15 protein-coding genes and 1 pseudogene are annotated in these 15,483 nt (G+C 36.0%); all 16 read right to left on the bottom strand.

Translation table 11 applies throughout. The features are described 5' to 3' along the window. Window positions 1–390 precede the first annotated feature (390 nt). Complete coding sequence (gene cysI, locus EL260_RS13970; RefSeq protein WP_123855934.1) at window positions 391–2,064, bottom strand: assimilatory sulfite reductase (NADPH) hemoprotein subunit; 1,674 nt, start codon at window positions 2,062–2,064, stop codon at window positions 391–393. A gap of 31 nt (window positions 2,065–2,095) precedes the next feature. Next, the gene (locus EL260_RS13965) at window positions 2,096–3,805 is read right to left on the bottom strand and encodes a diflavin oxidoreductase (protein ID WP_123855933.1); all 1,710 of its coding nucleotides are present in this window, start codon (window positions 3,803–3,805) and stop codon (window positions 2,096–2,098) included. After that, window positions 3,795–4,640: a uroporphyrinogen-III C-methyltransferase gene (gene cobA, locus EL260_RS13960; protein ID WP_123855932.1), complete on the bottom strand. Its 846-nt coding sequence runs from the start codon at window positions 4,638–4,640 to the stop codon at window positions 3,795–3,797. Before cobA ends, EL260_RS13965 begins: the two co-directional genes overlap by 11 nt. 25 nt (window positions 4,641–4,665) lie before the next feature. Next, window positions 4,666–5,577, bottom strand: a complete 912-nt coding sequence (gene cysK, locus EL260_RS13955) for a cysteine synthase A (RefSeq protein WP_123855931.1) — start codon at window positions 5,575–5,577, stop codon at window positions 4,666–4,668. Window positions 5,578–5,605: 28 nt separating this feature from the next. Further along, on the bottom strand, window positions 5,606–6,436 hold the full coding sequence (gene epsC / locus EL260_RS13950; RefSeq protein WP_123855930.1) for a serine O-acetyltransferase EpsC: 831 nt from the start codon (window positions 6,434–6,436) through the stop codon (window positions 5,606–5,608). 5 nt (window positions 6,437–6,441) lie between these two features. Beyond that, on the bottom strand, window positions 6,442–7,680 hold the full coding sequence (locus tag EL260_RS13945; RefSeq protein WP_123855929.1) for a sulfate adenylyltransferase subunit 1: 1,239 nt from the start codon (window positions 7,678–7,680) through the stop codon (window positions 6,442–6,444). 86 nt (window positions 7,681–7,766) lie between these two features. Further along, entirely contained in the window at window positions 7,767–8,675 is a 909-nt protein-coding gene (gene cysD, locus EL260_RS13940) for a sulfate adenylyltransferase subunit CysD (protein WP_123855928.1), read from the bottom strand. A 12-nt stretch (window positions 8,676–8,687) separates the two neighbouring features. Beyond that, window positions 8,688–9,401, bottom strand: coding sequence for a phosphoadenylyl-sulfate reductase (locus tag EL260_RS13935; protein WP_123855927.1), 714 nt, complete (start codon window positions 9,399–9,401; stop codon window positions 8,688–8,690). 80 nt (window positions 9,402–9,481) lie between these two features. Then, complete coding sequence (locus EL260_RS13930; RefSeq protein ID WP_123855926.1) at window positions 9,482–9,898, bottom strand: RrF2 family transcriptional regulator; 417 nt, start codon at window positions 9,896–9,898, stop codon at window positions 9,482–9,484. A 156-nt stretch (window positions 9,899–10,054) separates the two neighbouring features. Further along, entirely contained in the window at window positions 10,055–10,552 is a 498-nt protein-coding gene (locus EL260_RS13925) for a GNAT family N-acetyltransferase (RefSeq protein ID WP_123855925.1), read from the bottom strand. A 243-nt stretch (window positions 10,553–10,795) separates the two neighbouring features. Beyond that, window positions 10,796–11,323, bottom strand: a complete 528-nt coding sequence (locus tag EL260_RS13920; protein ID WP_123855924.1) for a hypothetical protein — start codon at window positions 11,321–11,323, stop codon at window positions 10,796–10,798. 227 nt (window positions 11,324–11,550) lie between these two features. Continuing rightward, a pseudogene (locus tag EL260_RS13915) lies at window positions 11,551–12,435 on the bottom strand (RHS repeat-associated core domain-containing protein); the annotation flags it as partial. Between the two features lie 174 nt (window positions 12,436–12,609). Next, entirely contained in the window at window positions 12,610–13,287 is a 678-nt protein-coding gene (locus tag EL260_RS13910; RefSeq protein ID WP_123855923.1) for a hypothetical protein, read from the bottom strand. A gap of 1 nt (window position 13,288) precedes the next feature. Next, on the bottom strand, window positions 13,289–14,461 hold the full coding sequence (locus EL260_RS26150; RefSeq protein WP_123855922.1) for an RHS repeat domain-containing protein: 1,173 nt from the start codon (window positions 14,459–14,461) through the stop codon (window positions 13,289–13,291). Between the two features lie 77 nt (window positions 14,462–14,538). After that, window positions 14,539–14,811, bottom strand: coding sequence for a hypothetical protein (locus EL260_RS13900; RefSeq protein ID WP_123855921.1), 273 nt, complete (start codon window positions 14,809–14,811; stop codon window positions 14,539–14,541). A 135-nt stretch (window positions 14,812–14,946) separates the two neighbouring features. Continuing rightward, complete coding sequence (locus tag EL260_RS13895) at window positions 14,947–15,177, bottom strand: hypothetical protein (RefSeq protein WP_123855920.1); 231 nt, start codon at window positions 15,175–15,177, stop codon at window positions 14,947–14,949. Between the last annotated feature and the right edge of the window lie 306 nt (window positions 15,178–15,483).

Here is a 15,483-nt window from a genome sequence, read left to right as displayed (position 1 = left end):
GATGGCACAGATTGACGCAGATTGCTATACATTTTAAAAATCATAGATTTTTCAAAACTTATGTGTACTTTCTATACTCAAAGCTTGTCACTTCAAATGACTTAAGTGTTTAAAAGCTTTTGTGATTTAAATTTTCCCACAGATGGCACAGATTAACACAAATTGCTATAGATTTTTAAAAACTTATGTGTACTTCTATACTCAAAGCTTATCACTTTAAATAGCTTAAGAGTTTAAGGCTTTTGTGACTTTTGTGGTTTAAATAAAATTCAAACAGTCTGTATGTTTGTTATTATTGAAAATCAACAACACATACACATTCGCTCACTTAGAAGAAATGGTTGATGTTTTTTTAGTTTTTTCAGGTCATAAAAAAGGCTAGTCATATTTTCAGTTTAAGGTTTGTAAGTAACGGTATGAAAAGTCACCAAATGTTTCTTCTGTATGCTTTTCATTCACATAGGTTCCGAAAAGTTCATCCAGCGTAGTCAGAATTTCTTCTTCGCCGATATTTTCTCTGTATTTTGTATTCAGACGCATTCCCAATCGATCGCCACCGATATGGAGATTGTATTTCCCATAAGCAGTTCCTACAAATCCGATCTCAGCATTGGGAGAACGTCCGCATCCGTTAGGACATCCGGTCATTCTGATGGTAATGTCATCTTCCAGAAGACCATATTTTTCAAGAATAGGCTCTATTTTGGTAACCAAAGTTGGCAAATAACGCTGTGCTTCTGCTAAAGCCAATGAACAGGTATTCAAGGCTACACAAGCTACAGAGTTTTTACGCAAAGCACTTGCTTTTTCAGTGGCTTCTGAAATTCCATACTCTTGTAAAAGGTCTTCTACTTTTGCTTTATCTTCTTCCTGAATATCAGCAATAATCAGGTTTTGGTTGCAGGTAAATCTGAAATTGATATTCGCTGTTTGAGCGATTTTCAATAATCCTGATTTTAAAGGATAACCTTCAATGTCAAGAACTCTTCCGTGCTCTACGAAAACAGTATAAAACCATTTTCCTTCATGATTTTGAGTCCAGCCATAGCGGTCTTTTCTTTGCTCAAACTTAAATTTTCTGGCAGGCTCAAAGTTGAAACCTGTTCTTTTTTCTACTTCGGTTCTGTACTGATCGATTCCAAGTTTATCAATGGTGTATTTTAATCTTGAAAGCTTTCTGTCACTACGGTTTCCGAAATCACGCTGTACGGTAATGATTTCATAAACAGCTTGTAAAGCTTTTTCCTCGGAGTCTACAAATCCAAGAACAGAGGCAAGACGAGCGTAAGTAGCTTCATTTCCGTGCGTTGCACCCAATCCGCCTCCTGCTGCGATATTATATCCTACGATTTCATTGTTTTCAATGATGGCAATCAGGGCAATATCATTAATGAAGACATCTACATCATTGTTTGGCGGAACGGCAATTCCGATCTTTAGCTTTCTCGGAAGGTATCTGTCCTGATATAAAGGATCTTCTTCCGTTTTTCGATCTACCATTAATTCATCATCAATCCAGATATCATAGTAAGACTTGGTTTTCGGAAGACACATTTCACTGATTTTACCTGCTAACTCATAAGTCTGCTGGTGCAATGGAGACTCTGATGGATTGGCTGTACACGTCACATTTCTGTTCACATCACCACAGGCCGCAATAGAATCAAGGTGATTGATATTAAAATTCTGAATGGTTGGTCTTAAATGAGACTTTAAAATACCATGCAGCTGAAGCGTCTGACGGGTTGTTATTTTGATGGTGCCTGTAGAATGATCATTCGCAATATCATTCACTCCGATCCATTGATCTGAAGTTAAAAATCCGCCGGGAAGCCTTAGTCTTATCATGTAGGAATACAGCCATTCCAGTTTTTTGGAAACACGTTCTTCCCTTCTGTCTCTGTCATCCTGCTGGTACATTCCGTGAAACTTGATTAAAGTCTGATCGTCTTCTCTTATCGCTCCGGTAAAATCATCGGCAAGGCTTTCCTTTAAGGTTCCTCTGAGTCCGTTGCTTTGGGTTTTAATTCTTTCTACAGGAGAAAGATTATCTTTATGGCTCATAATTGTTTTCTTTTAAGGGTGTGGGTACTTTTTAATAAACATCTTTAGCATATCGGCCGCTGAGCTCCATTTCTTCCAGATAATGAACAGCTTCTTCCTGACTGCGTTTTCCCTGATGCTGAATAATATTGAGCAGGGTATTTTCTACATCACGGCTCATAGGTTCTTTGGTTCCGCAGACATAGACAGAAGCTCCGTTTTCCAACCAGTAAAAAACTTCCTGTGCTTTTTGCTCCAGCTTGTGCTGTACATAGACTTTCTCAGCAGTATCTCTTGAAAAAGCAAGATCTAAGTGGGTTAAGCTTCCTGTTTTAAGGAAATCCTGAAGTTCAGCCTGATAAATAAAGTCTGATACAAAATTCCTGTCTCCAAAGAAAAGCCAGTTCTTCCCTTCTGCTCCTGTGGCATCACGCTCCCAAAGGAATGATCTGAAAGGAGCAATTCCGGTTCCAGGGCCAATCATGATGACATCTTTATCCGGTTCCGGCAATCTGAAATGTCCTGCGTCCTGAATATAAAATTCAACTTCTCCGCCTTCGCTAAACTCGCTGAGATAACCGCTGCACAGACCGTTATGTTTCTGGTGGTCAATAAAGAATTCCGATCTGGCAACGGTTATATGAATCTCATTTTCGCCATGCGCTTCCGGAGAAGACGATATGGAATACAGACGTGGTGCCTGAGCGGTCAGAATCTGGATTACTTCTTCAAATTCTTCTGCATTTTTCACAGGATAAATTCTAAGCAGATCCAGAAGGCTTAAACGGACTTCCGGAATAGAATGTCCGGTGATTTTAGCATATTGAGCCACTACAGTTTTAAGCAAATAGCTAATATTAAGATGTTTGTGTAAAAGTTCTTCTACACAGTCTGTCGTCTTCGAAGTTTCGATCTTTTTTTTAGGATCAATACCTGTTACAGCAATAATTTCATCCACTACAGATTTTGAATTGAAAGGAATGATACCCAAAGCAGCACCAGGCTGATAGCTTAAAGCTTCCTCTGTTTCTATTTCAATGTGATAGGTTTCTTTTTCAGAGGTAATATCATTCAGATTGATAATCGCGGATACTGTACCCTGGTATTTTTTTCTTCCTGTGGAAGCTTTCTGAGCAGATGGATTTTTAACACTGTTGGCAGACGTTTTATTGACAGCTTCAAAAACATGTTCAATCCAGTTTTGAGCATCCTGTTCGTAATCAATATCACATTTTTTTAATGGAATGATACGCTGCGCTCCAAGAATTTCAAATCGGGAATCTACATCCTCGCCTGTTTTGCAGAATAGAGGATAGCTGCTGTCTCCCAATGCCAGAACCCCAAATTTTAAAGTACTGAGATTGATTTCATTTTCATAGATATAATCATAGAATTTCTTGGCCAATACCGGTGGATCTCCTTCTCCCTGTGTACTGATAACCACAAAGAAAAACTCTTCTTTAGCTAAGTCTTTAGGCTTATATTGGGAAAGATCGGCTAATTTAACCTGAATTCCTTTCTTCTTGATAATTCCGGCAAGAGCTGTTGCCAGTTTTTTACTGTTTCCGGTTTCTGTGCCATAAGCCAGAGTAATTTTCTTAACTATATTTTGTTCCGGTAGTGTTACCTGCAAAGGAGGTTGTACCCCTGTAAGAGGAGTTCCGGCTAATCCTGCAAGGTATCCGCTTGCCCAGATCGATTCATCTCTGGAAAAATCACTGGAGATCTGTTTAAGAATATTTAATTTAGTTTCAGACAGCATATTCGAAGAAATTTTGAGTTTTTGGTACTACGCTTCCGTTTTCAACTGATTTAAAATAAAGACCTTCCTGCTCTGTATTTTCCAGCCAGGAGAATTCCTCATGAAGGTTCACCACTTTTCCTATCACCACCAATGAGGGTGAGGCAAAGGCTTTATCACCAAGTGTTTTACTAAAATCCTCAAAAGATGAGGTGTACACTTTTTGGTAAGGAGTTGTGGCCTGTTCAATCACAGCGATTTTTTTCTCGTTGGAAATATTCAGTTCAATGAACTTTTCTACCAGACTGGTCAGGTTTCCTTTAGACATATAGAACACAAGCGTATCCTGAGTGTTGGCAAGATCCTTCCAGTATTCATCTGTCAGAATTTCAGACTTATAATACGTCAGAAAACGAACGGAGGTGGAATATCCTCTGGCTGTTAAAGGCATTCCGGCATACGCCGCAGCTCCCAAAGCAGCTGTAATTCCGGGGATAATCTCAAATGGGATATGATTTTCTTTCAAAGACTGAAGTTCATCCAGAATATTAGAAAAAATAGACACATCTCCCCCTTTAAGTCTTACGACTGTTTTGTTCTGTAAAGCATAGTCTACCATTAAAGTATTGATAAGTGATTGAGGAGTAGACGCATTTTTACTGCATTCTTTGCCTACATAGATAAGCTCTGTATCTTTATTAACATAAGTCTCTAAAATTTCAGGACTTACCAGACGGTCAGCAAGAACAACATCTGCTTTGGCAATGGCTTTTACGGCTTTTACTGTGATCAAATCAGGGCTGCCGGGCCCTGCACCGATAAGGTAAACCTTAGGTGATTTTATTGTTGTGTTCATTGAAATCGGTGTTAGTTAAAGGATTTTAGAAGAGTCCTTCAATAGAAAGATACCTTTCTCCGGTATCGTAATTGATGGTAAGAATTTTAGCTCCGGGTTGTATTTCCGGTAATTGTTTTGCGATAGCAGCTAAAGCGGCTCCTGTAGAAATCCCTACAAAAAGACCTTCTTTTTTAGCAGCATTAATAGCATATTCATAGGCTTCATCCTTCCCTACTGTAATCACTCCGTCTAAAAGAGTAATGTCTAAAATAGAAGGTACAAATCCGGCTCCAAGACCCTGTAATGGATGTGGTGCAGGACTTCCGCCGCTCAATACCGGAGATAATTCAGGTTCTACCGCAATGACTTTAAGGTTGGGAAGCTGTTGCTTTAATGCTTTAGCAATCCCAGTGATGTGTCCGCCGGTTCCTACTCCTGTAATCACATAATCTAACCCTTCAGGGAAATCTTTTAAAATTTCCTGAGCTGTAGTTTCAACGTGTACTTTTACATTTGCAGGGTTGTCAAATTGTCTAGGGATCCATGAATTAGGAGTTTCTTCTGCCAGTTCATTAGCTTTCTCGATAGCTCCTTTCATTCCTTTTTCTCTTGGGGTAAGTACAAATTCAGCACCATAGGCTTCCATGATCTTACGGCGTTCTATACTCATACTGTCCGGCATTACCAGAATCAGCTTATATCCTTTTACTGCAGCTACCAATGCTAATCCGATTCCTGTGTTTCCACTGGTAGGCTCTATGATAACGCTGTCTTTATTCAGTAACCCTTTGGCTTCTGCATCTTCAATCATTGCCAGGGCAATTCTGTCTTTAATGCTTCCTCCAGGGTTGCTTTTTTCTAATTTGATCCAGATCTCATGATCTGAATTGAATAAGTTATTGATCTTTACGACTGGTGTATTTCCAATGGTTTCTAGGGCATTTTGAAATTTCATATCAATACAATTTTTTGTTTTTCTGTTCTTATATTACAAAGGTTAATGATTCCGGTAAGGGATTATTATCCTTTATTCTTATTTCACTTTTGTTATAGACCAGGGAATTGGGCGGTACATCCTGTGTGATCCACACATTTCCTCCGATAACGCTTTCCCTGCCTATGGTTGTATTTCCGCCCAAAATAGTAGCTCCTGAATAGATGATGACATGATCTTCAATATTCGGATGTCTTTTCTGGTTGGCTTTTTCTTTAGAGACATTCAACGCACCGAGGGTTACTCCCTGATATATTTTGACATGATCGCCAATAACGGTAGTTTCTCCGATAACAATTCCGGTTCCGTGATCGATGAAAAAATATTCTCCAATCACTGCTCCCGGATGAATGTCTATTCCTGTTTTGCTGTGTGCATATTCTGAAATAACGCGGGGTAAAACAGGGACTTCCTGATTCCAGAGCTGATGCGAGATCCTGTATACATAGGTTGCAAAATATCCGGGATACGCAAGGTATATTTCTTCTAGAGAGTCTGCTGCCGGATCAAATTCAAGGATAGACTGCGCGTCCTGAACGAGATGACCATAAATTTGTGGCAAGGCCTCAAAAAAAGCATTTACCTGGACTTCGGTAAGGTCTTTATCTCTCGTGATTGTATTAATCAGGGCTGAAAGATGATCGTGCAGTTTAGCAAAATCCTGTTTCAGCTGGTCAGGCGTATTGACTTCTTGTGGAAGAAACAATACTTTATACAATTCTGTTACAAAAACCTTTACTCTGGCTCTGTCAAAGAATCCATGGGGTTTATTCTGTTTGCTCTGATGAATTCTTTCTATAAAATGATGGGTAACTGACATATTCTTTACTGAATTATGCAGGCTGCAACCGTTGAATTAGAAGTTTCATCTACCAAAATTGCAGAACCTGTTCTTTTGTTATTGATAAAACTATCATAGACCAAAGGTTGTGCCGTTCGTAGGGTTACTTTTACCACTTCATTCAGTTTGATATTCCCTTCTGCTTTTTCCTGGGTAAGGGTATTCACATCAATCTTATAATCAATCTCTTTCACTACGGCTCTTATCAGTCTGCTGTTCTGCTGTAAGAGGTATTTATTACCAGGCTGTAGTGATTTTTGATCGAGCCAGCAAAGCAAAACTTCAAGGTCTTTTTCTATCACAGGAAGCTGTTCTTCGGTAGCAAAAATATCTCCTCTGCTGATATCTACATCATCGTTTACATGAATCACAACAGGCTGTCCTTCAAAGGCTTCTTCTTTTTCAATTCCGTTGATCTCGATTTTTGCAATTTCGGTTGTAATGCCTGCTGGAAGAATTTGGATTGGGTCTCCTTTCTGAAACTTTCCGCTTAAAATCTGTCCTGCATATCCTCTGTAATCATGCAACTCTTCAGTCTGAGGACGAATGACATATTGAACCTGAAAACGATTTCCATTATTCAACTCTTCATTCAGAGTTACATTTTCCAGATATTCTAAAAGCGAAGTTCCTTGGTACCAATCTGTTTGAGCTGATCTGGATACAATATTGTCTCCTTTCAATGCTGAAATCGGGAAATAGCTTACGTCATTTAATCCAAGACTTTCTGCAATTTTAGCATAATCTGCTTTAATGGTTTCAAATACTTCTTTTGAATAATCCACCATGTCCATTTTATTAATGGCTACAGCTACCTTTTTCAATTTTAATAACGAAGCAATGATAGAATGTCTTCTTGTTTGCTCAATTACTCCCTGACGGGCATCAATCAGGATTACCATCAAATCGGAGTTGGAAGCTCCGGTAATCATGTTTCTTGTATATTGTACGTGACCGGGTGCATCGGCAATGATAAATTTTCTTTTTGAGGTAGAAAAATACCTGTATGCAACATCGATGGTGATTCCCTGCTCCCTTTCAGCACGTAAGCCATCCGTAAGAAGAGCAAGGTCTATCCCGTCATCATTTTTATTTTTAGAATGTTTTTCCAGTACTTCTAACTGATCCTGTAAAATACTTTTACTATCGTATAGCAGTCTTCCGATCAAGGTACTTTTACCGTCATCCACGCTTCCTGCTGTTATAAATCTTAATATATCCATCTGTTTGTAATTATAAATGATAAGTGATTGTTGATAATTGATAAAAAACTTTGGCTCATCATTCATCAATGATCTTTTATCAATGATTAAAAATAGCCTCCCTTTTTACGGTCTTCCATTGCTGCTTCCGTCACACGGTCATCAATTCTGGTTTCTCCGCGTTCGGAAATTCTTGTGGCTACAATTTCATCAATCACAGCATCAATTGTAGTTGCTTTAGATTCTACTGCTGCAGTGCAGGTCATATCTCCTACGGTGCGGTATCTTATCCTTTTTGTAGTGATGATATCGCTGGTTTCAAGAGAGGCATGGTGAGAATTGGCGATCCACTGTCCGTTGAGGTCTACCACTTCTCTGTCATGCGAGAAGTAAATGGATGGAAGTTCAATTTTTTCTCTTCGGATATAGTTCCAGATGTCAAGTTCTGTCCAGTTGCTGATCGGAAATACTCTTACATTTTCTCCTTTATGGATTTTTCCGTTGAAGATGCTCCATAATTCCGGACGTTGAAGTTTTGGATCCCACTGTCCGAATTCATCACGAACAGAGAAGATCCTTTCTTTGGCGCGGGCTTTTTCTTCGTCTCTGCGAGCGCCTCCGATACAGACATCAAATTCAAATTCTTCAATAGTATCGAGTAAAGTAAAGGTCTGCAGCCAGTTTCTGCTTGGGAATTTTCCTTTAGGCTCTGTTAACCCTTTCTTTTTGATGGTATCTTCAACTTTACGAACTACCAAGTCAACTTCCAGCTGATTAACAAGTTCATCTCTAAAGTTCAAGACCTCAGGGAAGTTGTGCCCTGTATCTACATGAACAAACTTGAAAGGTATTTTTCCGTAACGGAATGCTTTTGAAGCTAAATGAGCCAGTACTATACTGTCTTTTCCACCGCTGAATAAAAGTGCCGGGCGTTCAAACTGTCCTGCGACTTCCCTTAAAATGTAAATAGATTCAGCTTCCAACTGATCCAGGTAATCTAAATGATATGTTGACATGTTTTTCTTTTTTTATTGATGAATATGGAGACCGCATTCTTTTTTATTAGCATCTTCCCACCACCAGCGGCCGGCTCTGAAATCTTCTCCTTCCTGAATAGCTCTTGTACAAGGCTCACATCCGATGCTTACGAATCCTTTTTTATGAAGATAATTGTACGGAAGCTGATGGGTTTTTACGTAATCTGTTACCTGTTCAGTGCTCCAGTGAAGAAGAGGATGAAATTTAATGATCTGATTATCTTCGTCCCATTCCAATGATGGCATGTTTTGTCTGTTTGGAGAATGCTCAGCTCTTAAACCGGTGATCCATATTCTATATCCTTTTAATGCAGATTTAAGAGGGTGTACTTTTCTGATAGTACAGCATGCTTTTCTCTGCTCTACGGATTGATAAAAAGAATTGGGACCGTTTTCTGATACAAATTTTTTCAGTTCTTCAGTATCCGGATAGTACGCTTTGATCTCTTTTTTGAAGAAAGCTTTTGTAGAAGCCCAGGTGTCATAAGTCTGTTCAAAAAGTCTCCCGGTGTCCAATGTGAAAATCTCTACATTCAGGTTTTTTATTAAATGAGTGATGACCTGATCTTCATAACTGAAGCTTGTTGAAAACACTACTTCACCCGGAAATACTTCTGTAAGTGATTGCAAAATATCCTGTTGAGAAGACTCCCCTAGGATTTCTTCTTTCAATTTTTCGAATTCGTTTTTCAGACTATTTTCCATTTCCATTCCAATTTGTTGATGCAAATATATATAAAATTCTATAACTCCTATCAAAATAGTAGAATTTAAATGAAAAAAAATTATTTTTTGTCGATAAACTTGGTCAGAGTGGCCTCCATCATACTTTTTCTGGTCTTCTCACGAACGATTATGAGTTCGTTTCTAAGGTAACATTCTGCTTCATCTACACAATCGTCACATGCCTCGTAGAAGTTTAAGGATACGCAGGGCGTTAGTGCAATAGGCCCGTCGAAAATACGGTAGATATCCGCCAATGATACTTCATCAGGTGATTTTAGCAGGTAATATCCACCTACTTTTCCTTGTTTGCTGTTAACAAGTTTAGTTCTTTTAAGTTCAAGAAGGATTTGCTCGAGAAACTTTTTGGGAATGTTTTCATCCTGTGCAATAATCGAAGTGGACAGATAGCCTTGATTGTAATTTCTTGCTAATCTGACCATTGCTTTCAGCGCGTATTTGCAACGTTTGGACATCATAATCTATGCAAGGTATGACAAATTATCTGATTAATGAAATGAAAGATAAATGATCCTGAAATATTTTTTGAGCCCAGGAAAAATAAAGGAAGCTGAAAGTGCAACGGTGGTAAAGTTATAATACAGGCCATTCTTCACATTTTCAGCTCTTTTTATTTATTGCTCCTTTGAAAATAAGAAATATGCTAATGCTCTGTCCTCTCTTTCCAGGTTTTCTAATCTGTTAAATCCACTTTTTAGAAGGACTTTCTGTGAGCCAATATTATCAAGGTCTGTTAATGCAACGATTTCCTTTTCCTGATCGGCTGAAAGACAATAATCAGCAAGTGCTTTACAGACCTGGGTTCCGATTCCTTTTCCCCAGTAATTCTCTCCAAGCATATAGCCTATTTCTATGGAGTTGGCATTTTCAGCGAAAATTCTGGCCAGGCATACTCCCACGAAAGCACCATTCTGGGCATCAAATATTCCCCATCTGCTGAGTGGCCCTTCTTTATAATCCAATAATGCTTTTTCAAACATTTGTTTAAATTCTTCAGGCGATTTGTAAGGCAGATAAAGGGTAACATTTTCGTTTGTAAACAGATCTAAAAATAAATGAAGTTCCTGAGGAGTGAACTCCCGTATAATGATTGTGTCGTTTTTATAGTACATAGGATAATTTGAGTTTGAAATTAATTAATAAAATTAGGTAAAATAAAGTAATGACCATGGAATACAGGATAATAATTGCTTTCTTCCTGAATCATTATTCCACCTCCATCAGCTTTGCTGTAACTGAATCCTACACTTCTCAGAAAGTCTTTATAATTGCAGCCTAAAGATTATTTATCGATGGTATAAGCCATTACAAAAATGTAATGGCTTATTGGTTTATTAGGTTACAAATCTATATTTCTATTTTTTATCTTCACCATATATTTTTTTAAGATTTTCTATTTGTTTAGCTTTTTGTAAAGAATCCTCTCTTCTTTCTTTTGCCAAAATTTCCGGTGCATATGGACCAACTTGGTCTTTTCTTGCTTGCCTGTCTAAACAATAAAATGAAAAAATGAAATTTCCAATAATCAATAGCACCAATCCAAAAACAATCCAACTTCCAACCAAATTCTTCTTTTTGGGTAACTGATCAAACTCATAATTATAGGATTTCCACACATCTAAATGATCTAATGTATAATAATTAAAACCTATAATACAGATAAATGGAATATACATGATAGGTTTAGAAAAAGATAATTCTACTTTATTTCCTGTTATAAATGTGTAATAATTTATTATAGAAAAAAAAGTCCAAAGTTCTAAAGCTATCATTATCACACCTGCTTTAAAATTATTTAAAAATTCTCCAAATGGTGCAGATGTGTATTGAATTGATTTATATATTTTGTAAAAAAAATGATAATAAAACTTCTTTAGTAACATAATTTAAAATTTTTGTGATCCATAAGGAGCTATTATAAATCCTGACATGATCGCTGCATTGTCAGATTGTATACTTTGGTAATCATTCCCATAACCTTCCCAGCCACGGGGCAAAAGTCATCAACACCAAAATATAGCAATCCGGGGATAGTTCCTGCCCCGGTCAAACCGTAAGCACTCATAGCTGTATTTAATCCTGCTTTTGCAGGATGTACTTTATTAGTTGATTATGGGCTATTATAATAATTATAAACTCCTATTGCATCCATTGTCAACCCAAGACCAAAACGACCATACCCAACCAATGTTCCGGTTTTTCTTAACCCCATTGTTTTTGTATATGCATTTCTAGTAAATACGTTTCCATTTGTATTAGGGCGATACAATTCAATAGTTGAGTCTGTAGTTGTGATTCTAGTTTTTCCTGAAAAATTGGCTAATCCAACTGCTGCTGCACCTAATCCATAATTTGCCCGTCCTCCAAAAGTATACCATTCAGGTGTATTATCTGGTCTGTAAAGATTAAAATTATGATAGGATTGTTTAATCTGTTGTATACTAGAAGAAGAACGCTTCAATATATTTAATGTTTCCAGTCCTGTAACTCCAGAATCAGGATTTGTATAATCTGTCCACCATTTCCAGGTCCCATTATTATTCACAAATTCTGCTGTACCACCATTGTAATACGCTGTCATGATATCTCTATATGCCTGCGTTTCACCAAAAGTTTTACGTTCCCATCCAAAACTACCTCCGCCATCATTCGCAAAATACATCCCAAGTGAATTTCCCATTCCATTATAACCAGATAGAGAAGAATTGGGGTCATAATCTCCATTGAAAGCTGAATGTTCTCCATATGTTTTCCTTGGAGAATTTCCATCAGGATCTATAAAACTAACAGGGTTATTAAAGGCATAATTATAAGGCGAATGTCTCCTCATTGCCTCTGCATAAGCATCTACAACACCCCATCTTCCCAGATCAGGCATATACATTCTTGCGCCATAATCATACATCCCCGTTTTCTGGATCTCTTTCCCATTATACTTGTAGGCATTATAGCTTCCTAAACTAGATAAGAAAGAGTTTGCAATATGATTTAACCCAAAAGGATAATAGTTGTTGGTATCTGTAACTTCAAGAACGCCTGCGCTATCTTTGGTAAAGCTTACCCTGGTGTTTCCAAGGTGGTCTTTGTACTAGTATATATAGCTAATTGTTAATAAAAATACCACGAAAGGATTCGTGCGGCAGCTTGTGAAACCACTTCAAGATATAAACTATTGATTTAACACAATTATATTACTTCTCAAGTTTCCCGTAAAAAATTCATATTTTTTTAATTCTTGCTTTTGTCTTTCTGTAAGATAGTTGTAAGTATCTGAATCAATACAAGTAGAAAGCATTACTTCAATCTTCTTACCCCAATCTATTGGGTAGTAATAATAAATATATTTTTGATTTGTTATGTTATCAAAGTTAACAGCAATTTGAAATTTAATTTTTTGTTTAGATTTAATAAATACTAGATTATTATATAAATAATAATTTTTTTTTGCAAAATCTAAATCTGAAATTTTATTGCTTTCATCCCATTTTTTAATGAAATCTAAATATCCATTATTAATTTCTTGTCTTTCTAGTACAATTCTATTAAAATTATTATTTCCTGACACTTCAATATTATGAATACTGCCAAACATCTTTTCATGTTCATTTTCTACTAATAGAGTTAACCCAAAAGAAGGATATGGAAATTCATAATCAATCATAGAACATTCATTCTCAAAATGAGGCTTTAAAGATTTTAAATCTATCGGCAAGAGAATATCTTTCGCACCCTCATTATAAATGATTACATCAGCTTTTTTAAGATTTTTATAGTATTCCCAAGTCATTTTAATTTGAGAATTACAAATATTATGTAATAAAAGGAACATAATTATTAAATTTTTCATATTATTTCAGTTTCGAGTTATATATAAAATTCCAAGCCGATTTTAATTCATATAGATATTTATTTACCATATCAATACTTTTTTGACTATAGCCTAAGCCATTTGGCCCATAGTAAAACTGAGCTGCTTCAAAACCTGAACGTTTCCCATATCTATCAGAGCCCAACTGTATTTCCCACGATAAAGCCATCACTTCTTGGAAAAAATTAAAGGAACTTGTAGTAGTTTTTGAGCCTTTAGATTGATGGGTAATTTCATTAAATTTATCACTAAAAAATAAATCTGCAAATGAATGATTCATTTCATGTCCTAAAGTAAAAGCTAGTTTTAAAATATTCTGAGCATTATTCATATTAATCCATACTCTTTGGTATTCAGCCTTATTTGCACAACTTCCACCAGTATTATCAATAAATTCGACTTTTGTTATTGCAAAAAAATCATTTAAAGCAGGAACTTTTTTTACCAAAGTATCTATATCATTAAATTTTGCCTGAGTATTAGCAGGATCATCCCATCCAGCTTTTTTCAACTGCTCTACCATAGAAAACAAATTCCCTACACTTCCGCCACCTCCAAAATAGCTGAAAGCAAACCTAATTCCCTCTGAAGTACTAAAAGATAATGTACCAGTACCACTTCCTTGTTGTGCAGATCCAAAACCACCTCCATCATTATTCGCAAAATACATCCCATGGGCTCCCCCCATTCCGTTATAACCGGATAAAGAAGAATTTGGATCGTAATCTCCATTAAAAGCGGAATGTTCTCCATAGGTACCTCTAGGAGTATTCCCATCCGGGTCTATAAAATTAACAGGGTTATTAAATGCGTAATTATAAGGCGAGTGTCTTCTCATCTTCTCTGCATAAGCATCTATAACACCCCATCTTCCCAGATCAGGCATATACATTCTTGCGCCATAATCATACATCCCCGTTTCTTGTGCCTCTTTGCCATTATACTTGTAGGCATTATAGCTTCCTAAACTAGACAAAAAAGAGTTCCCGATATGGTTTAACCCAAAAGGATAATAGTTGTTGGTATCTGTAACTTCAAGAACGTCTGCGCTGTTTTTGGTAAAGCTTACCCTGGTATTTCCAAGATGATCTTTGTACTGGTAAATATAGCGGTTTTCACATTTTAAAAGTAATAAAGACCATTGTACTTGCAATGGCCTTTATTTTTTAAACAAATCAATGATAGAAATCCAAAGCTATTCATATCTAAGTCTACAAGTTTGATTCATGTCTACTTACTTAACTTTTGGGGGAAATCTTCAATTTCAAATAACTTATCACATTCTTGAGAAATAATAGTTTCTTTTTCTATAATTTTAAGAATATTATCTATATCTTCATCTACTATAATTTTATTTAAAGACATCTTTTTTAAATTACATTGAGTATTGTAATCCTGAATTGTAATACCTGATTTATAGATTGTACTTTGTGTGGAAGGAGGAAGGATATAGTAGCTTTTCATTAAATATTCATACTTAAAATCTTTATCTACAATAATCATAAAGGGTATTACCACATTTTTATCAACATATAAACTAATATCAAAAATGTTTTTTTCATTATGGTATATTACCTGTTCGAAATTTGTTAAAATTCCTTTATTATATTTCTTAGAAAAATAAATAATGTTTGCAGTTCATCCAACTCTTAGTCCTTTTTTTAAATTAAAATCTCTTCTATTTATAACATAAAATACACTAAACTTATCATCATCAAATATTTTTATAAAATTTCTGTTTTCTGTTTTCGAATTAATAATTAATTTTTTACCATTTATATCAATCATTTTCATTTGAGAAAAGAAAACCGTACTAATAAATAAGCTAAATACTAGTATTATTTTATTATTTAATCGTTTTAACGCCATATTTTGTCATTCTTATATTAAAATTTTGTTGGCTAATAATACCATTCCGATATTGTACCCATCCTTTTAAATAATTTTCGTGAGAAGTTGATTATAATTTATAAAATTCTGAAATAGAATAATATTCTGTCCTTTAATAGAATAATTGCTTGAATAGTCTCTATTGACAAAAATATCCCTAGATTTTGCAATTGAAGATATACTTTGACCAAAAAGATCATCAAACCTTGCAGACCAACACGTTCCCATTACCAGATTTTTTCCATTTTTAACATAATTTACAATGCCTATAAAATTCTCTACACT

The organism is Chryseobacterium nakagawai, assembly GCF_900637665.1.
Lineage (GTDB): Bacteria > Bacteroidota > Bacteroidia > Flavobacteriales > Weeksellaceae > Chryseobacterium > Chryseobacterium nakagawai.
This window is presented reverse-complemented; position numbering and strand designations above follow the sequence as displayed.